Raw genomic sequence first — 20,451 nt, forward strand, 5'->3', positions numbered from 1 at the left:
CCTCTCTATGATAAGTATAAAGATAGCGCTGTAAAAATTGGAACTGCGGCTGTTAAACTGTCAATTCTATCTAAAATACCGCCATGCCCAGGTATTAAATAACCACTATCTTTAATGCCTGCTTCGCGTTTAAACATACTTTCAGTTAAATCACCTAATACTGAGACTAAAATAGCAAATAAAGAACTGATAAAAAAAACATTAAATTTTATATTGAACAGATTAGAATAATAAACAATTAAACTAATTATAAGTGCGACACTAACACCACCAATAAAACCTTCTACAGTTTTACCCGGAGAAACTTTTGGTGCTAATTTTCGTTTACCAAACATTCGACCGGCAAAGTAAGCTCCAGTATCTGTTGCCCATACTAACACAAATACATATAACAGCAAGATTGCCCCTGTATAACAATTTGAATTATAATTAATCGATCTTAACTCTATCATGCTAAGAAAGAAAGGAACCAATGTAAAAAAAGCAAAGATTAATTTTACAGCAACATTTGACCAATAATGTATGGTTTTGGGATAACTTATGACTAAGTATAATGCAACTAACCACCAAATAATTGAAAGTGATAATATAATATTATACAGTCTGGATTTAATCTCAAAAGAGATTGGCATAAAATATAACAAAGCTACTATAACTACGATAAAAAAAGTAAACATTAATTTTAAATGCTTATTAGTAATATGTAAAAACTGGGACCACTCCCATGCAGCTAGACCACCAACAGCAATCATAATACAAGCGAATATCGATAGTTGTGCAAAAAAAAGCAGAAGAATTACAAGTGGAATTAGCACGATTGCAGCAAGTAATCGTTGAATTAACATGGATGCTCCTCTATAGGTATACCGCCAAAACGTCGCTCTCTGGTATTAAAGACATTAATGGCTTTGTCAAATAACGTTTGATCGAAGTCTGGCCATAAAACATCAGTAAAGTAAAGTTCAGAATAAGCGATCTGCCACAATAAAAAATTACTGATCCTATATTCTCCACCGGTACGAATAACTAAATCAACTTCAGGAAACTCATGCATACTTATTTCCGAATCCAATCGTTCCTCAGTAATATCATCTAAAGTTATTTTACCATCTAAGACTTGTTTAACCATTTTTTTAGTTGACTCTAAAATATCCCAACGACCACCATAATTAGCAGCAATATTTAAAACCAGTCCCGAATTATTTTTCGTTAATTGTTCAGCATTGATAATCTTATTTTGTAGATCATCATTAAATTGAGAAATATTACCGATAATATTTAATCGAATATTATTTTTATGTAAACTTTTCACTTCACGATTCAAAGCATAAATAAATAAAGAAACTAAAGCAGAAACTTCATTCGGTGGGCGTTTCCAATTTTCACTACTAAAAGCATACAACGTTAAAACTTTTATGCCAAGAGTTGAAGCATAGGTAACAATTTTACGTACGGCTTTCAAACCGGCTCTATGTCCAACTGCACGTAATTGTTTTCGTTGCTGTGCCCAGCGACCATTTCCATCCATAATGATCGCGATATGCTTAGGAATGTATCTTTCTTGAATCATGAAATATACCGTATAATATAAATCATTTTATCAACTTGTTATCAAGTATTTGTTTAATCACTTAGCGTGTTCCATAAACAACAATAGTTTTACCATGAGCTGAAATTAAATGTTGATCTTCAAGCATTTTTAAAATTCGACCTACCGTCTCACGAGAACATCCAACAATCTGACCTATTTCCTGACGAGTAATTTTAATTTGCATACCATCAGGATGAGTCATGGCATCAGGCTGTTTGGCTAGATTTAATAAGGTTTGTGCAATACGACCAGCAACATCAAGGAAAGCTAAATTACTGACCTTTTCGGATGTCACTTGCAATCGACTAGCCATTTGGCTGGCAAGTTTCATTAAAATATCGGGATTGACCTGAACAAGTTGCTTAAATTTCTTGTATGAGATTTCAGCAACTTCACAACTTGTTTTGGCTTTAACCCAAGCGCTTCGCTCTGTTCCTTCTTCAAAAAGACCTAATTCACCTAAAAATTGATTTTGATTTAAATAGGATAATATCATTTCATTACCTTCATCATCTTTAATCAATACGGCAACAGATCCTTTTACAATATAATAGAGAGTTTCTGCTTTTTCACCTTGATGAATAAGGGTACTTTTAGCTGGATACTTGTGAATATGGCAATGAGATAAAAACCATTCTAATGTTGTATCCGTTTGCTGTTTACCAATCATCATTCCTTCCTCTCCATTAAATTTACAACCTACACACTATAACAAAGTTGGACAATAAATCATATACTAAGCGATAAGGATTTTAGCCATTATTTGACAAGTTTAATATCAATTGTTTGGTGTAATTCAGACCAAAAGATTGCCACTGTTCCATCAATTAATTGAGATTTTACTTGAGTAACCTTTTCTTGAAGGGATTTTTCTTGCAAACCATAATCGGTACCTTCCCGTAACACAAAGTGTTCAATTATGTTATCTAAAGTTTGTGGGTCAAGATTTTGCCAAGGAATAATCATGATAAATTAATATTATTTAGGATTACTATTATTTTAAAGCATCCATTTAAAAATAAGAAGAATCATTTCATTTTTTAATTTTATTTAACTAATAATAGTGAAAATAAATCATCTTATAAAATTATATTAATTATCTTAAAGACTAAAATAAAATTTCTATTATTCAATATAATGTTATGTGTGGTTTTATTCTATTTAAATAACTTATAAATATTTTTTAATAATAAAAAACCACTCATACGAGTGGTTTTAATAGCATTCAAAGTAATTATTATTACTTATAAAATATCAATTTATATTTATTGTTTAGTTTCAACAAATAATTTATAACCTTGAGCACCTGCTTTGTAGTTTGTGTTATATATTGAGTTATTATTTGCTGATTTACTTCCTAAGTAAATAGTATCGCCTTCAGCGGTTGTAGTGTCTGATGCTAATACTTCATCAACCGCAGCAGTTGATTGATAATCACCTATAAGTTTCCATTGATATGTATATGCTGAAGTTTTAACTAACTCACCTGAATCAATGTTATCGTTTTTATCAGCATCATTCCAAACTACAGCACCGAATTTATCGCCATATTTAGGATTAGTTGCACCAGCCTTAGCATAGTTAACTGTGGTATCTAGTTTATCAGTTGCATCATATTTAAAGATACCAACTTTAAAGGTAGAACTAACAATTGGACCTTTACCTATTGTTGGCTCACCAGGACCAACTGAAGTATCTGGTAAAGAGTCTGGCTCCTCACCACCAACTACTGGATTAGCACTTGACCAAACGTCAGATACGCTTATCCATTTATTGCTGTTAGGTAAACCAAATTCAGTACGTTCTTGCAATTTAAAACCAATTTGGTCTGCGCCAGCGAATTGATCATCAATTTCAAATATAATAGAACCTGATTGAACACCATTTACATTTGCCGCAGCTGTAAATGAAAGACCTTTAAGATCTTTAGCTGCTATTGCTTTCCAATCATTAAATGAACCATCATCTTTTTTAGCTCTTACATATACAGTAAGTGTATCTTTGATATTTCCATTATCTGCATCACCATCTTTATCCAATACATTATATGAAATCTTCAAATAGTCACCAACTTTAACGTTGTCATTGTTTCCAATACTTGTGGTACCAGCAGCATCAGTAGTGAATGTTACGGTAACAGTATGCTCTACAGTATCACCATTTATTTTAGAAAGTACTGGTGCATTACCTTGTATTACTTCGTTAGTTGTTGCATGTAATGTTGCAAATGCGCTACTTGATGCATAACCTGCTAATAATAAGCCAAATGCAATTTTTTTGATTGTTAAATTTTTCATGTTTAACTTCCTATTTTTATTTTTAAATTGAATATGTTGTATTTACATTAATACAACACTTTTGTTGGTGTTCCCAAATATAGGCTACCGAAATTATTCGTTAGCCTAAAACTTTATATTCCTATAACTTTACACATAGATTAGTTAATTACCTGTAATTGTTACTTGCAATTTAAATCCTTGATCTCCTGCACATGCTAATGGTGAAGGTCTAACCGACGGTTCTAAATTCAAATGAGCAGGCGCTCCAGCAACAACATCAATACCTTTACCTACTGTTGCATAACTAAATGTTTTCTTACTTCTTATGGTGTAGTGAGCACCAGTTCCCATAGCAACATTAAACCATGGACCATTAGGATTATCCTTATGACTAGGTAACGCAGAAGTTGCCGCACTACCAGGGCAGGCTTGTTCATTAGAACCAACAAGCGACCAAATAACAAATGGATCCGGAAGTTCTTGACCATCAACACCATAGCCCTTCACATAATATTCGCTATCTACTTGCCATTCTTTAATACCAGTTGGATCAAACTCTAGTGAATCGCCTTTGTTTTCTGCTACTAACACACCATCAGCCCGATAAACTTTAATAGTATTAGTCTTACCGCCTATGAAATCAATCGTCGCTTTATTGAAAGAAGTACCAAATCTATCAATGGTTATTGCAAAATCAACAGCACCAGCAAGATTAGAGGCTACATCTAAAATGTAACTATCACCTATAACTTCAATATCAGCAGCCGTTGCAGCATTAGAAGATACTTTTTGACCCTTCTTAACTTTTTCAAAACTTTTTACAATTACACAAGGTTCTTGTGATGGGCAAACATCAACATTACCCGACGTTCCGTCAATTAAAGTTACTTTTTTACCATTACTTGTAGCTGACCAACCCTTTAATACTGACGCAAAATTATTAGGTATACTGTTCATTAGTTCATCATCACTAAAACCTTCAATATCGTTTTCAGAAGTAATTGCTTTGATGTCACCTTTAGGTTTAAATAATGTTGCTAAAATAGTAATTGAACTTTTACCATCTGCAGCTCTTTTAGCCATTGAAGTCTTATTACCATTTTCATCTATCACCCAGACCCCAACTTTTCGCATAATTGGATTTGGTAATACTTCAAATGAAATTGAGTTAGATGTTGCAGATTTACCTTTTTCATCAGTTACTGTTACCGCTAAAGTATATTTACCTTTAGTACTAACAGGACGACGTTGACCGGCAGAATCAACATAACTAGGTGCTACAATTTTCCAATTGTTAATATTGGCACGAGGTGTTAACCAATTTGATGAATTACATGTTCCTGTTGCAAAACAAAAGAAACCACCGCCGGCATCGATTTCCATCATATCACCAGACCATGAAACGTTGCGTATACCTTTAGCATTATGAACTCCAATGCTAACGCCATAAGTCTCACCTTCTAATAACTGGAGTGATTCAAGACCCAAATCGACACTCATTTTCTTTTCTTTATATTCAAGAACTATATAATTGTTACGATCAACAAGATCATAACGACTACCTTTAACTGAACGAGCGACTTGAACCATATCAGGATCCATTTGATCTTTGAGAGGTACTCCAATACGGTAATTCATAGTCAATTCAGCTTTAGTTGCTTTATTACTATCTTGACCACGTTTATGTTCGGCTTTAACCGTAAATAGTGGAACAGGAGTATAATCAACACTCGCAGTTACTGCTCTAGGATCCTTCTGTAAATTATCTTTACCAAATAATGCTACTTTATCACCATAGTATTGTTCATACATCAACGAACCACCTAAGTGTGGATATTGTGGTAAGTATCCTTGAAAACGAATATCAAAGCCTCTTGCTGCACGTTCTAAATAATCATCGAAATCTTTAGAATCTTTCCAATCAGATAATGGATGATAGTAGTTAACGGCAAACTTCATATAGTCAGTCCAAGCTTCAGCACCAATCCCTAAACGATTATGTGAACGTTGAAAATCGTGGTCTAAAAATACGTTGTATCCTAATAACCATGTTTTATCAGCTACATCCCAGCGTTGTCCAATACCGAAGTTACCGATACGCCGATTATGCTCATATTCTTGAAATGATAATTGAGTAAAGATCAAAAAATCTTCGGTGTCATACCATGGACTAAACAATTTGGCATTGATATTGTTAAATGATCCCGTATCACTTACATCAAACTGTAATTGAGCAGTACCAAATTGTCCCAAAAAATTTTGTGCGGCACCTTTTAGTGGATCAATAACTTGGTTTCTTACACCATTACGTACATAATTTTCGGCATAATCTTTTGCTTTATTTTTTACATGACCAGATATGCCGCCATTTTCAGAAGAAGTGATTTGTTTCCAATCTTGAGTAGCTAAAGTCTGTAAGGTTGACGCAACTTGACTTGCTAAAGCATCTTTATCAGCTTTAGTGTCATAATTATCATCTGAACCTAATTTAGGTAAATTAGCATATTTATCTTGATTTTCAGAATCCGATTTTTTCATTGCTGGCAATATCGGAGAATTCTCAGGGAGTACTAAACGCTCTCCAACTTCTACCAAATCTTTTTTGTCATAACGTCCAGCATTTATTTCTCTTAATTCTGAAATAGAGACACCGCTTAAAAGTGCAATTTGATATAGGCTACGTTGTTGGTTATTCACCATCTCACGAACCTTTGTACCATTTTTTAACTCGATCACTTTATTACTATCGACTGCTGTTACTGTTTTAGAAACAGTATTATCGACTGCCCAACTCGTTTGACAGCCCAAAGCCATAATAACTAGTGTAGAGATAACTTTTAAATTAAGATTATTTCTCATCTTAATTATTCCTTATATTTCACCGACACATTGCTACACAGTAACAAGTTCTTTTTTTTATTTGTAAATAAAGCCCATTTACCATTAAATTTTAATAACAATTTATTCTGATAAAAAGATGCTTTAAATTTGTTTTCTTTCTATATTTATTATGTAAGGATTTTAAAATTTTTTTTAAAACCTTTATACGAGGTGAATGATATTACAAAATTGTCATTAATCAAAATAAATTTACATTTTTTTTGACTATTTTTTGTAAATAAAAATAACTTCTTTATTTTTCATAATGTTAAGTAAAATAAAGATTATATAATTTTATTAAACTAAGTGTTCAATTTAATAAACATTGTAATAATTAATATTAAATGACTTTTTTGTTATGATTAAGAGTGTTTAACAAATTGATTAGATAAGAAAGACAGATAAATTATTCAGTAATGTATCTGTCTTTTAACTTTTTAGATGATTTTTTATTGTTCTTCATTATAAATTTCTAGATTTTCCGATTCTTTGGATGATGTTGACTTTATCTTATTATTTCTATTTATTTTTAATGAAGACAAATAGGTATCATCAATGCCGTCAGTAATGTATTTTCCATTAAAAACAGAGCACTCCAAATGTTTTATACTTGGATTTAGAATTTTAATTGAATCAATTAAATCAGAAAGATTTTGAAAAATAAGTTTGTCAGCACCTATATCTTTAGCTATTTCATCAACCGTTCGATTATAAGCAATTAGTTCGCTTGCAACAGGCATATCAATACCGTAAACATTAGGATACCTTATTTCTGGTGCGGCAGAAGCCAAATAAATTTTTTTTGCGCCACATAAGCGAACCATTTCAAGAATCTTTTCCGATGTAGTACCTCGTACAATTGAATCATCAACTAAAAGAACATTTTTTCCCTCAAATTCAATACGATTTGCATTGAGTTTTCTTCTTACGGAGAGTTTACGCGCAGCTTGTCCTGGCATAATAAATGTTCGTCCAACATAACGATTTTTAACAAATCCTTGTCGATAAGGTTTATTTAATATTCTTGCAATTTCAAGCGCTGCATCACACGAAGTTTCTGGAATCGGTATAACAACATCAATATCAACATCCTTCCATTCTTTTGCTATTTTTTTCCCTAGTTTTTGCCCCATTAAAATGCGAGATTGATAAACAGATACTCCATTCATCAATGAATCCGGTCTTGCAAAATAAACATATTCAAAAATACATGGATAATATTGTGGGTTATCTGAACATTGCTGTGAATAAAATTGCCCATCTTGAGTGATATAAATCGCTTCGCCAGGTTTAACATCACGCATAAATTCAAAATCAAGGATATCTAATGCCACGCTTTCTGAAGCAACCATATATTCAATTTTTTGATTTTCTAGAATTCTCCTACCGATTACTAGCGGACGGATTCCATAAGGATCACGAAAAGCCACTAAACCATGTCCAATAATCATTGCTACACAAGCATAAGCACCTTTAATAATCTTATGTACATTATGAATTGCGGTAAAAATATTTTCTGAGCTAAGTGGGTAAGTTGGAAATTTATCTAGTTCGCTAGCAAAAATGTTAAGTAAAACTTCTGAATCAGAATTAGTATTGATATGACGCCTAGCTAATTCAAAAACTTGATTACGCAGTTTATCGGTATTAGTTAAATTACCATTATGAGCAAGAGCGATACCATAAGGTGAATTGACGTAAAACGGTTGTGCTTCCGATGGACTAAAGCTTCCGGCTGTAGGATAACGGATATGACCAATTCCTAAATTACCTTGTAAACGCTGCATATGATGTTCTTGGAATACATCTTTAACTAAACCATTAGCTTTACGCATACGAAAGCGATTTTGATCATCGATTGTAACAATACCTGCAGCGTCTTGTCCCCGATGTTGCAAAACAGTCAATGCATCATAAATTGATTGGTTGACCGTACTATTCCCTACAATACCTACAACACCACACATATAATGACTACCTCAAGCTTACTGAACTAAAAAGGAAGATGAATTTTGGATATAATCAAAAAACCAACGAATAATAATATGAAAATGAGGAATAAGCTGTGACTCTATCCAATAAGATGATTTTGACAATGGTGTAAAGGTATCAACAAAAAAGAGTAATGCTGCAACAACTAAAATACCTCGTAATATTCCAAAGCAAATACCTAAAACTCGGTCAGTGCCTGATAAACCTGTTTTTTGAACTAATTGACCAATAACATAAGAGACGACAGAGCATACCAATAATGTTGCAAGAAAAAGGATAGTAATTGCTACTGCGATACGAACAATATCGTTATCGAAATAGGTCAAGTATTGAGTTATATATGTATAAAAATGACCTGCAATAAAAAAAGCTAATATCCAACTAACAAGAGATAAAGCCTCCCGAATAAAACCTCGAACGATACTCACTAAAGCTGAAAAAGCAATAATACCTATAATTGTAATATCTACCCAATTCATCATAATAATCCACTATTTTATGTTATGAAAATATTTTTATTACTGCTAATCGTTGTGAATAAATAATACTATATTTAAATTTATTAAATTATAAATTAATTTTAACTTTGTTATAAAAAATCTTTCTTAATTAGATACTATAATACCTTTCAATTTTGTCAAATTATCTAAATTAGTAATAATTTGTTCTGCTTGTTCTTTTTTTGCATACGGACCAACCTGTAATTTAATCAATTGATTCTGATCAGGATTTTTAGGTATCACCTTCACGTTATAATTATTTAATCTCAATAATGCAACGAGTTCTTCAATTTTTTGTTTATTTTTTAGCGCGGTGAGTTGAATCATAAATGATTTGGGTTCCTGTTCTGAAACTTTGGAGTCCGACTCATCATCATTTTCGGAAATATCATGTAATGTTAATGGGTTTGAATTTTGATCTACACCTGAAATATACGAAGTATTAGGCATATTACTGATATTGATATTATCAAACTCATCACTTGATTCATTAGATGAATTTATGAATTGATTTTGTTGATTCACTATTTCTGGTTGTAAAATTGGGGTAGCTAAAGTTCGTTGATTCGATTTATCTGTTAATATCCATGGGGCTATTACAGCTAAAATTAATAATAATGTTGCAAAACCAACAAGTTGATTCCTTATTCTATTTTGATTACTGCTACAATTTTTTTGATTTTTCATCATGATCAATTATACTTAATCCGCTAATTCAGCTAAAACATTAGATACAGTATGAAACGAACCACATACTACTATGATATCATCTTTTCTAGCCTCTTGTAGAGCCATTTGATAAGCATCAAAAACGTTATCAAATGTTGACACATTAAGCTTATTATCCTCTATTAAATATTGTTTTAATACTTCACTTCGACATCCGCGCTCGCCATAAAGTGAAGCACAATACCAAACATCTCCTTTCAATGTTGACAATGTACTTTTAATATCTTTATCTTTAAGCATAGCAATAACAAATCTAACTTTTCCTAAATGTTTTTTTTCTGAATGTAATAATGCTAATTGTTTTGTTAGATAGTCAGCTGCATGGGGATTATGAGCGACATCAATTATGACAAGTGGTTCTGTATTTATTATCTGAAATCGTCCAACAAGATTCGAATTCAATAAACCTTCCCTTATCTGTCTTTCCTCAATTTGTATTGATGAATAACTTAAAGCTGCAATTGCTGTTGCAGCGTTAGCTAAAGGGACGTTAGGAATTGGCAAAGATTGATATTGATGTCGACTAGAATAAAAATCCCATTTATCTTTATTCTTTTGCTCATAAGACCAATCATAATTAATATAGTGAATAGGACAATTGACTGACTTAGCTGTATCTAAAATTGAGATAGGAATATCGGGTTCCCCCACTATTGCAATACTTTTAGACTTAAAGATACCAGCCTTCTCTCGACCTATACTTTCACGTGTGCTGCCTAAATAATCAACATGATCAATGCCTATTGTTGTCACAATTGCAACATCAGCATCGACAATATTAGTTGCATCAAGCCTGCCACCTAAACCAACTTCTAAAATAACCACATCTAATTTAGCTTGTTTGAATTGATACAGAGCAGCAAGAGTAGCATATTCAAAATAGGTAAGTGAGATTTCACCACGCGCATTTTCAATGTGTGTAAATGCATCTATAGTTTGTTGCTCTGTTGATTCTTGATTATCAATTCGCACTCGTTCTGTATAACGTAATAAATGAGGAGAGCTATAAACACCTACATGCAAATTGGCTGCAAGTAGCATCATTTCAAGCGTTTTACAAGTTGTTCCTTTACCATTAGTACCAGCGACCGTAAATATATATGGTGCTGGTTTCAATAAATTAAGACGCTGTGCAACTGTTTTGACACGCTTCAAACCAAGTTCGATCGTCGAAGGATGGAGTTGTTCTAGATAACAAAGCCATGCTGATAGATCAGACTGGGCATTAGGTTTTTCAACTTGCATGACTAGTTAAATTGCTTCATTATTAGTGACATCATAAAAAGGAGCTGGAAGTTTCATTAATTTTGCAATTAAACCAGCAATTTTTGGTCGCATATCTTTGCGATGAATAATCATATCAAGGGCGCCTTTCTCTAACAGAAACTCACTACGTTGAAATCCTTCAGGTAAGGTTTCACGAACTGTTTGTTGAATAACGCGAGGACCAGCAAAACCTATTAATGCTTTTGGTTCAGCGATATTAATATCACCAAGCATAGCTAAACTTGCCGATACACCACCCATTGTAGGGTCAGTCATAACTGAAATATAAGGCAAACCTTCATCTTGCATTTTAGCCAAAATAGCACTCGTTTTTGCCATTTGCATCAATGAGTAGAGAGCTTCTTGCATTCGAGCGCCACCACTAGTTGAAAAACAAATTAATGGACACTTATCGGCAATAGCTTGCTCAGCAGCACGTGTGAATAATGCACCAACAACTGAAGACATTGAGCCTCCGATAAATGCAAATTCAAAACAAGCGACAACAACCGGAATACCCAACAGTGTCCCTTTCATAACCACCATAGCTTCTTTTTCACGGGTTTCTTTTTGAGCAGCGGTTAACCTATCCTTATATTTTTTAGTATCTTTAAATTTCAAGATATCTTTTGGTGCAAGTTCTGCACCGATCTCAACATCCGAACCCTCATCTAAAAATCGGTATAATCTTACCCTTGCCGCAATATGCATGTGGTGATCACATTTTGGACAAACTTCCAAATTACGATCCAGTTCAGCTTGATAAATGACTTGCTCACAATTACTGCATTTAGTCCAAACACCACCAGGAATGTTCGCCTTTTTATGATCTGACGATATATTATTTTTACTTAGAATTTTCTCAATCCAGCTCATTATTATTCTCTCAATAGATACTCTTTAGAAATATTAGGCTATTGTATAATATTTTGTAATAATTCTTAATAGTTGTTTTAATTTTTCTCTTTTTTGTAAAAATATTTGAGGAAATGCATACGTTTGAGTATAAGATTAGTTACAAATTTCTACAATAATGAAAAATGCCGATAAACAATTCATAAAAAAGCGATTAATTATTAAATTTTCCAACAAAATTTGATGGTGTTTAAAAATATAATTAATATGATCTTAAAAAATTATTAGTATATAATTAGCTGAAGTTTATTTTTCAATTTTTTAAAATCAAGGGGTTTTAGATGGACAAGGAAAAAACAAGTGCACCATCATTTCAAGATGTATTAGAATACATTCGCCTATCACGTCGTTTAAATAAATTAAAACGTGAAATTTCAGATAATGAGAAAAAAATTCGCGATAACCAAAAACGTGTACTCTTACTTGAAAATCTAAGTGAATATATTAAACCAAATATGTCGTATGAAGAACTTCAAGCGATTATTGCGAATATGAAAAGCGATTATGATGATCGAGTTGATGATTATATTATTAAAAATGCTGAAATTTCTAAAGAACGTCGCGATATCAGTAAAAAAATGCGCACTTATCGTTCAAATTAAGGTTTGAATATATAACTCCCATAATTTGATCCATGGGAGTTATGTTTTATCAGTGAAATTATCCGCCGGCTAATTTCACTTTGAAGCCTTTATCTTCTAGCAATGACTTTAACAGATCTCGTTTGTCGCCCTGAATCTCAATTGTTCTATCTTTAACAGAACCGCCACATCCACAACGTTTTTTTAGTTCTCCAGCTAATTTAAACAATTGAACATTATCTAAATCAAAACCAGAAAGAACACACACACCCTTTCCTTTACGACCCGATGTTTGGCGCTGAATACGTATGATACCATCACCTTTAGGATGAGATGATTTTTGTTCAATTGGTTTAATTCGCCCTTGATCGGTCGAATAAACAAGAGGGTTAACAGACATAATTTAATTAACTCTTACTTAAATCAAGGGTAGATAAAATAGCTTGTAATGTTTTAGCGGGATCTTCTGCTTTAGTAATTGGTCTGCCAATGACTAAATAATCGGAACCAGCCGCTTGAGCGCGTTGTGGTGTCATGATTCGACGCTGATCATCAGGACCTGAGCCTATAGGACGAATACCTGGTGTGACCAATTTAAAATCACTACCAAGTCTAGTTCTAAAGCTTTGTACTTCTTTCGCTGAGCAAACAACACCATCAAGTCCACAATTTTTAGCCAGCATCGCTAATTTGGTCGCTTGTTCTAAAGGTGAAACATTAATACCAATATCTTTAAGATCTGCTGCTTCCATACTTGTTAATACTGTTACAGCGATTAAAAGTGGTGCATCTTTACCATAAGGATAGAGAACATCTTTTGCCGCCTCCATCATACGAGCACCGCCGCTAGCATGAACATTAGTCATCCAAACACCTAAATCAGCCGCCGCTGATACTGCCTTAGCCACGGTATTTGGAATATCATGAAATTTAAGATCTAAAAATATTTCGAAGCCTTTATTCATAACCTGTTTTATGAATTCAGGACCAGCATGAGTAAATAATTCCTTACCAATTTTTAAACGACAATCTTTCGGCTCAACCCGATCAATAAAATTCCAAGCTGACTTAACATCAGAAAAATCAATAGCAACAATAATTGGTGATGACATAACTCATTTATCCCTTTTTTATCTTAAATTTAATCTATCTCTTTTGTACAAATTCATTTAAATCATTATAAAAAATTCGCGCACTTTCTTTATAACCTTTCAAAGTTTGATGAACTAAATCTGGGCGAGCTAAACCTCGTTTACGCCATTCTTTAATAACAAATTTGCCTCCCATAGCTTTTTGCCAATCCCAAAATAAGGTTTTTTCAGTTTTAGCTACTTGCTTTTGAATATTCATTATTGCCGAAAATGATTTAGGTATATCTTTTTGATTAACCATTGTATCAGGTGGTGTCATTATTAAAATAGCGGCATTGGGTAATGATTTACGAATGAGCCGTATATTATTAATTAAATTTTTTCGGTATGCGTTAAGATCTAAGGTTTCATCAAAACTCTCATTGGTTCCATACTCAAGTATAATTAAATCACTTTTTGATAAAGAAAGTTCTTTAAACCAACTTGGACTCCATTTTTGCCAAATAGCCTGCCTTGCCCCATTTGTGGCAATTGCTGAGACAATAACACCGGGTTGCTGATAACGAGTTAACCAAATACCTCCAAGTTCAACAGTACTTTGTCCAGTTATTTTTATTGGCATTTTAGCAACAACAGATACACTTTGCCAAATATTGGCTTTAGGTGCATAATCAAATTTAATTCTATTATTGTTAATATCATAAAGCCTAAATAAATTAGACGTATTTTTTAGAGGTTTAAAAATTAACTGAACTCGCCAATCTGTATTATAATCTGTTTTAGGTAAAATCTGTAATACCGCATAATTTTGGTTAGGTTTTGCGATAAATCCCCCCATAGGAAAATCTCTATTGCTCAAAGTTCTACTACTTAAAACATCCCAGTTTTTACTTTTCCAAGTCACAGCTGCATGGCTTTGACCTTTTACCGCAATTGGTGTTATCCACCCGATACCAGCATTACCATATTTCTCCTGCATCAATGACCTAAATTCGCCAGTAAAAAAATCAGCAGCGGTATGAGAATCACCAAATTGAGTTATATTAACAACATTATTAACTCTTTTATTGGTCATCAATGATTTCAATCGAGTAGCAAATTGTTTAGCATTTGGGTCTCCGAAATCAATGACTCCAGCGTCCGTAGTTGCTTTACTTTCAGCCACACCATATCCAAACGAAAGAGACATAAAAATAACAGTCAGAAAAGACTTTAAAAACCTATTCACTATGGATATCCTCTAATTTTTTGAAAATTATTTTTTCCATAATGGCCTTTGCCAGAATTTTTTGACCTGAAGGTGTAAAGTGTACACCATCATCAACCCTTACTTTGATTTTCTCTTTATTCGTTTCAATAAAACTATTAAATTTTTCATATGAACAACCGAGTAATTCATTGGTTGTTAGAAAATGTTGTTGAGTTTTTTTAAGCTCTGACTGATATAATTTATTAAGATAAACCATACCATCATTTAGTTTTTGCTTACGCATACAAGGAGGTGCAAGCCAAAGGACTTGTACACGATGTTTTTGTACATGATCTAAAATACTGACAATACGTAAACGGTACTGTTTTTCCCATAGTTTAGACTTAAATCTTGCATTTGTTGCATAGCCTTTGACAGGAAAATCCCACGGATCATTAGCACCTAAAAAAACGACAAGTAATTTAATTGAAGGATCTTCAGATAATTTATCATCAATCGCTTTTGGCCAATCGAAAGCTTTAGGATAACTAAGTCCAGTGCTGCGTTTGCTTAAATCAATACTTTCAATTTTATATTGTTTGAATAACATTTTTTTAACATAGGGTGCAACACCTTGCATTAAAGAATCACCAGCAAAAAAAACTTTATCATTTTGAGTCAATACAATTGGTGTTGGCTGATCAACTAATGATACATCCTCAAACAAAACCTTTGGTATGTCATTTTGAGCTATCGGCGCAACTTGTGTTTGAATTGTTGTAACCTCTGTAGATGGTTGTTGAACTTTCTCATTAACATTATCTACAACATTGCTAATTGTTTCTTGTTTATTTTCTAACTTACTGTCTGGCTCGATAATTTCTAATTTAGGTAATTCATCTCCTATTGATTGTTCCTCCATAAATAATTTTAGAATATCTTCTTTAGTTTCAAGTTTATTTTCTTTTGATTCTGATAGAGTTTCTTCAATAGTCTCTACCGACTTAGTAGATTCATCAGATTGATCAGATTGATCAGATTGATCAGAAATCATTTTTTTAGAAGAGACTAAGTCATCTTGAGATGTGGTAATTTCTTTAGCTGTTTCTTTTTCGAACTCTTCAGAGGAGGTATCTTGAGTAAGCGTATTGGAATCCAATAGGTGTGAATGATAAGTTTGTTGCCAATAAATTAGTATTGATTTGTAATAAATTGACATCAATACAAGCGCTGTCAAAAGTAGAATCAAACAAATATACCGAGCGGATAAATTACTTCTAACAATTTCGGAAATAACATTATTTTTGACAAATTTTCTTGAACGCTTGAAAACGCCTTTATTCAATGCATTAGGGCATTGCCATTTCAGATTTAAATAGATTTTTTTCTTATTTTTCGAAAACGATTTTTTATAGTCCATAATAAGTTATCATCATAATCAAAAGTTAGCATAGATAAAGTTTGGCACACCTGAAGGTGCAATATATATAGTCAACCACAATACTGATATAAAAATGATAGGTAAATAATGTTGATTTATTTTACTTATCAGTAAAGTAAACCAATCTGGAATATTTTTTAAAATCGGATAAATAAAAAATACTACACAGATATTTAAAAAAATTACCGTATATTTTGGTTCAATTAAAAAGTTGTGTGTTAATGCAGTTAAATAATCCAATGCATCAGGTAAGCTTTCACAATTAAAAAATAACCAGGCAAAACACACGTAATGCCAAGTTAGAAACCTGGCTAATGTAGGTGAGCGCTCAGTTATCCAGCCACGGCCAAAATAACGATCACAAATATTAAGCACCATGATACCAACTCCGTGACATGCTCCCCAAATAATAAAATTAATTCCAGCCCCATGCCATAAACCCGATAACAACATAGCTAACATCACGTTAACTTGTGTACGAATAAATCCTTTGCGATTGCCGCCAAGAGGAATGTAAATATAATCACGAATCCAATGCGATAAACTAATATGCCAGCGACTCCAAAATTCCCGTAAATTACAGGCTAAATAAGGAAAGTTAAAATTATTTGGTAAACGGAAACCTAATAAAAAAGCCATACCGGTAACTAAATCAGTATAGCCTGAAAAATTTAAATAAATTTGAATTGCATAACCATAAAGCCCAACTAACAAATCAATAACACTAAATTCTAAAGGATTTGCAAAAATTGGTGTAACCCAGTTTTCACTTATAATTCCACCCAAACAATAAACCTTAATTACAGATAAAATAATTAAAGTAAATGCTCTAAAAGGATGTAAAATCTTGCGAGGATGGCGAGTGGTTATTTGAGGTAGAAAGTCTTTAGCACGATTAACTGGACCAGCAATTACACTCGGAAAAAAAGATAAAAAAAGTGCAAAATCCCAAAATTTGGCTACAGGTAATTCACTTTTTTTTACTGAAACGATATAGCTAACTGAATGAAGAGTATAAAATGAAATGCCAATAGGAATAAGTACTGTTACAACCGGTAGCGCTATTGGTAAATGAAAGAAATTAAATAAAGCCTGCAATTCGTACCGGAAGAAGTCAAAATATTTAAACAGCGACAAATTCGCTATTGATAGGCATAATGCCCATATTAACCACCTATTGTCATTTTGATCTGATGCAGCAATCCTAATTGAGAAAAAATAAATTACACAGGTATAAATAAAAAGAATGAGTGCAAACTGCAAGCTAAAACTCGCCACAATAAGATAGCTTGAGACTAAAAGTAATTTATTTTGTAATCTAGGAAAAAAACGATACCGCCAATATAATGCAAAAAAAACGATAAAGATTAATCCAAATTCAATAGATAAATAACTCACTGCATTCCTTTTTATAAAACATATATCGAACCTGAAAAGTTCTTTCAAAAATATATTAACGTCTTAATCACTAATCATCTCAGACTGAGCTAACACATTATAAATAATTAACTCTTTATTCAGGCCTGTTACAGACAATAATAAACGTCTAGCCTGCAACCATAATTCATAGAGTGCAGAAATTTTTTCATTACTTTTAGTTGCTAATAATCTTACTAATGGCACCTGATCACGATTAACAATAAAACGACCAGCTTTTTGTTTCGCTTTTAATGCATCGCTTAATAAAGCGCAAAACCAAATGATACATTCGATAAATTCTTCATTATCGAATGTTTTTGCCAGTTGCCAATAATCATTATGGGATACAACGCGTAATAAATGGTCACAAAATGCTTTTCTTTGCTGCCACTTTTCTGGTTTTAATAAAGCAAGTGCTGCTAGTGGCGCATTTTCGCTCAATAACAGTGCAGAGGCAAGCTCATTATTGCTACTTTGCTGACTATGTTTCTTTTTTAACCATTCAATGGATTGTTCCAATTTAGGAACGGATAAAAAATAAGAAAAACAACGACTATGAATTGTTGGTAATAGATGGCTATTATGCTCATCACTTAAAATAAAATAGGTATTTTCTGATGGCTCTTCTAATGTTTTGAGTAATGCATTAGCTGCGGCTTCCGTCATTAAAGCTGCATGCTTAATCCAAATGACTTTATTGCCGCCTTGTTGTGATTTTTCGTACACTTTAGTAGTAATATTTCGTATTTGATCAATACCAATAGATTGCTTACCTTGTTCATGAGTTATGATGTAAAAATCTGGATGATGATGAGACATAAACAACTTACAACTATGACAATTTAAACAGGGTTCTAAATTCTGTGCAGACAAACACAATAAACGATTGGCCACCATCATAATGAAGTCATCTTCACCACTTCCTTGCACATAGTTAATCAATAACGCATGATGAGTTCTTTTATGTATAATTCCTTCAGCAAATTGTTGATAAGGAGATATAAGCCAAGGATAATCATTTAAAATCATACATTAGCAACCTGTTTTGTTAACCATTTTGTTAAGATAAGTTCAATTTGCCTTGTTACTTGATCGATTGATTTAGATGCATCAACGATAAAAATGGTTTCATCTTGATTTGCCAGTTCTAAATAACGTTGACGGATTCGCTCAAAAAAGGGGAGGGATTGCTGTTCAATACGATCAAGTTCTCCTCTTGCCCTAGCTCGCATTAAGCCAATTTGTGGTTCAATATCTAAATATAAAGTTAGATCAGGTTTAAAGTTACCTAAAACTTGCTCTTTCAATGTGGTAATAAAAATTTTATCTAACTGACGACCACCACCTTGATAAGCTTGAGTTGATAAATCATGCCTATCACCAATAACCCATTTCCCCGCATTCAGTGACGGCTTGATTACATTATCAATCAATTGAATACGAGCAGCATATAACATTAGCAATTCCGCTTTATCGGTCAAAGGTTCATCATCTAAACCATTTTTAATAAGCTTGCGTAATGCTTCAGCAATTGGTGTACCACCAGGCTCACGAGTAAATTGTAAATCGCAAATATGATATTGAGTTAAAATACGAGCAACGGTATTGATTGCAGTCGTTTTACCCGCACCTTCAAGACCTTCAATGACAATAAATTTGCCTGTCATACTAAATTCCTAAACTATTTATGATGATCATATGTTTAATATCGAGCTATTGTACGCTATTTTTGATTATTATTTTAGTTTAGTTTAGCCACTAACTATTCCCTTCAATTTTCATGTTTTGAAATAAATTTTGTAACTATTTCGGCTTTTTGATAAATATAATTCGCTTATTGATATTCATTAAAAGATAAATACAAATAAGGATCTATATTAGTCAGGAGATAAAGTTGAACTTTATTAAGACTTTCAAAGTGTATACTGTTATCACCTGAAACCGACAACGGGGACTCTCTTGATTTCAATTTCGAAGGTTATCCCTGTGTTTACAGGGAACACAGAATACTTTAAAAAAACAAATAACTGCAAACGGTTTATCCCTGTTTATACAGGGAACAGGCTAAATAGATAATTCTTTGGTTTGGTTTTAGTTTATTAGCAAACCAAAATTCTACAAATTTCTTTAAATGACATGAACATATTGATTTTAAATAAGTAAAAAAGAGACTAAATTTAGTCCAACTAAATCAATCTGAATTATTCTAATAACACCATCAGTTTGGAGGTCGAATCCTTATTCAGGATGCGTTATTCCTGTAGGAACAACTTTATCTCATTGTATAAAAACAGTGATTTGTTACCAACAACAGTAATCTAATAGATCTTGATAGATCGCCAAAGTAAACATCAGTTCTAATTTTAAATAACCTAAATGGCTGAACAGCCCTAATCTAGATAATATATATTCTGAAATAACGACAGACATACTCATTACTAGTGACACTAAATCCAATATAGACGAGAAATTAAGGTTATACAATCTCAAAAGGTAAAATGTCATTAGAGCGTGAAGGAGCTCAATACTACCATAGCGAAATTCACACTAATTTTTACAATTTTTGAATATAAATCAT

General features: G+C 32.7%; 19 protein-coding genes. 1 reads left to right on the plus strand and 18 read right to left on the minus strand.

Annotated elements, in window-relative coordinates; genetic code table 11:
- Positions 1 to 5: 5 nt before the first annotated feature.
- The 11 genes from J3U19_RS02975 to accD all read right to left on the minus strand — a co-directional run bounded on the left by J3U19_RS02975 (position 6) and on the right by accD (position 12,113).
- The gene (locus tag J3U19_RS02975; protein WP_267340008.1) at positions 6 to 845 is read right to left on the minus strand and encodes a phosphatidate cytidylyltransferase; all 840 of its coding nucleotides are present in this window, start codon (positions 843 to 845) and stop codon (positions 6 to 8) included.
- Entirely contained in the window at positions 839 to 1,570 is a 732-nt protein-coding gene (locus J3U19_RS02980; RefSeq protein WP_267340009.1) for an isoprenyl transferase, read from the minus strand. Before J3U19_RS02980 ends, J3U19_RS02975 begins: the two co-directional genes overlap by 7 nt.
- A 61-nt stretch (positions 1,571 to 1,631) precedes the next feature.
- Positions 1,632 to 2,264 (minus strand): cAMP-activated global transcriptional regulator CRP, encoded by a 633-nt coding sequence (gene crp, locus J3U19_RS02985; protein WP_025316411.1) that lies wholly within the window; start codon positions 2,262 to 2,264, stop codon positions 1,632 to 1,634.
- 86 nt (positions 2,265 to 2,350) lie between these two features.
- Positions 2,351 to 2,557 (minus strand): YheU family protein, encoded by a 207-nt coding sequence (locus J3U19_RS02990; protein ID WP_267340011.1) that lies wholly within the window; start codon positions 2,555 to 2,557, stop codon positions 2,351 to 2,353.
- A 299-nt stretch (positions 2,558 to 2,856) separates the two neighbouring features.
- Positions 2,857 to 3,888: a hypothetical protein gene (locus J3U19_RS02995; protein WP_267340012.1), complete on the minus strand. Its 1,032-nt coding sequence runs from the start codon at positions 3,886 to 3,888 to the stop codon at positions 2,857 to 2,859.
- A 144-nt stretch (positions 3,889 to 4,032) separates the two neighbouring features.
- Positions 4,033 to 6,729, minus strand: a complete 2,697-nt coding sequence (locus tag J3U19_RS03000) for an inverse autotransporter beta domain-containing protein (protein ID WP_267340013.1) — start codon at positions 6,727 to 6,729, stop codon at positions 4,033 to 4,035.
- A 470-nt stretch (positions 6,730 to 7,199) separates the two neighbouring features.
- A complete protein-coding gene (purF, locus tag J3U19_RS03005; RefSeq protein ID WP_267345418.1) occupies positions 7,200 to 8,717 on the minus strand; it encodes an amidophosphoribosyltransferase in 1,518 nt (505 codons plus the stop codon).
- Positions 8,718 to 8,735: 18 nt separating this feature from the next.
- A complete protein-coding gene (locus J3U19_RS03010) occupies positions 8,736 to 9,221 on the minus strand; it encodes a CvpA family protein (RefSeq protein WP_267354561.1) in 486 nt (161 codons plus the stop codon).
- A 126-nt stretch (positions 9,222 to 9,347) separates the two neighbouring features.
- Complete coding sequence (locus tag J3U19_RS03015) at positions 9,348 to 9,932, minus strand: SPOR domain-containing protein (RefSeq protein WP_267345420.1); 585 nt, start codon at positions 9,930 to 9,932, stop codon at positions 9,348 to 9,350.
- A 12-nt stretch (positions 9,933 to 9,944) separates the two neighbouring features.
- The gene (gene folC / locus J3U19_RS03020; protein WP_267340017.1) at positions 9,945 to 11,216 is read right to left on the minus strand and encodes a bifunctional tetrahydrofolate synthase/dihydrofolate synthase; all 1,272 of its coding nucleotides are present in this window, start codon (positions 11,214 to 11,216) and stop codon (positions 9,945 to 9,947) included.
- A 6-nt stretch (positions 11,217 to 11,222) separates the two neighbouring features.
- Positions 11,223 to 12,113: an acetyl-CoA carboxylase, carboxyltransferase subunit beta gene (accD, locus tag J3U19_RS03025; RefSeq protein WP_267340018.1), complete on the minus strand. Its 891-nt coding sequence runs from the start codon at positions 12,111 to 12,113 to the stop codon at positions 11,223 to 11,225.
- A 320-nt stretch (positions 12,114 to 12,433) separates the two neighbouring features.
- Here accD and tmaR point away from each other — a divergent pair, with 320 nt between their 5' ends.
- Complete coding sequence (gene tmaR / locus J3U19_RS03030) at positions 12,434 to 12,754, plus strand: PTS system regulator TmaR (protein ID WP_267340019.1); 321 nt, start codon at positions 12,434 to 12,436, stop codon at positions 12,752 to 12,754.
- Between the two features lie 58 nt (positions 12,755 to 12,812).
- Here tmaR and yciH read toward each other — a convergent pair whose 3' ends face one another.
- The 7 genes from yciH to tmk all read right to left on the minus strand — a co-directional run bounded on the left by yciH (position 12,813) and on the right by tmk (position 19,540).
- Entirely contained in the window at positions 12,813 to 13,133 is a 321-nt protein-coding gene (yciH, locus tag J3U19_RS03035; RefSeq protein WP_267340020.1) for a stress response translation initiation inhibitor YciH, read from the minus strand.
- 7 nt (positions 13,134 to 13,140) lie between these two features.
- Positions 13,141 to 13,845 carry an orotidine-5'-phosphate decarboxylase gene (gene pyrF / locus J3U19_RS03040; protein ID WP_267340022.1) on the minus strand — a complete coding sequence of 235 codons (705 nt, stop codon included), beginning with the start codon at positions 13,843 to 13,845 and terminating at the stop codon, positions 13,141 to 13,143.
- A 34-nt stretch (positions 13,846 to 13,879) separates the two neighbouring features.
- Positions 13,880 to 15,052: a GDSL-type esterase/lipase family protein gene (locus tag J3U19_RS03045; RefSeq protein WP_267345422.1), complete on the minus strand. Its 1,173-nt coding sequence runs from the start codon at positions 15,050 to 15,052 to the stop codon at positions 13,880 to 13,882.
- On the minus strand, positions 15,045 to 16,433 hold the full coding sequence (locus J3U19_RS03050) for a DUF459 domain-containing protein (RefSeq protein WP_267345423.1): 1,389 nt from the start codon (positions 16,431 to 16,433) through the stop codon (positions 15,045 to 15,047). Before J3U19_RS03050 ends, J3U19_RS03045 begins: the two co-directional genes overlap by 8 nt.
- 18 nt (positions 16,434 to 16,451) lie before the next feature.
- Positions 16,452 to 17,852, minus strand: a complete 1,401-nt coding sequence (locus J3U19_RS03055) for an MBOAT family O-acyltransferase (protein WP_267340025.1) — start codon at positions 17,850 to 17,852, stop codon at positions 16,452 to 16,454.
- Positions 17,853 to 17,915: 63 nt separating this feature from the next.
- On the minus strand, positions 17,916 to 18,902 hold the full coding sequence (gene holB / locus J3U19_RS03060; protein ID WP_267345424.1) for a DNA polymerase III subunit delta': 987 nt from the start codon (positions 18,900 to 18,902) through the stop codon (positions 17,916 to 17,918).
- Positions 18,899 to 19,540, minus strand: a complete 642-nt coding sequence (tmk, locus tag J3U19_RS03065; protein WP_267340028.1) for a dTMP kinase — start codon at positions 19,538 to 19,540, stop codon at positions 18,899 to 18,901. The genes holB and tmk overlap by 4 nt, the downstream gene beginning before the upstream one ends.
- Positions 19,541 to 20,451: the final 911 nt, after the last annotated feature.

Origin of the sequence: Gilliamella sp. B2828 (assembly GCF_026537125.1) — a bacterium.
GTDB lineage: Bacteria > Pseudomonadota > Gammaproteobacteria > Enterobacterales > Orbaceae > Gilliamella.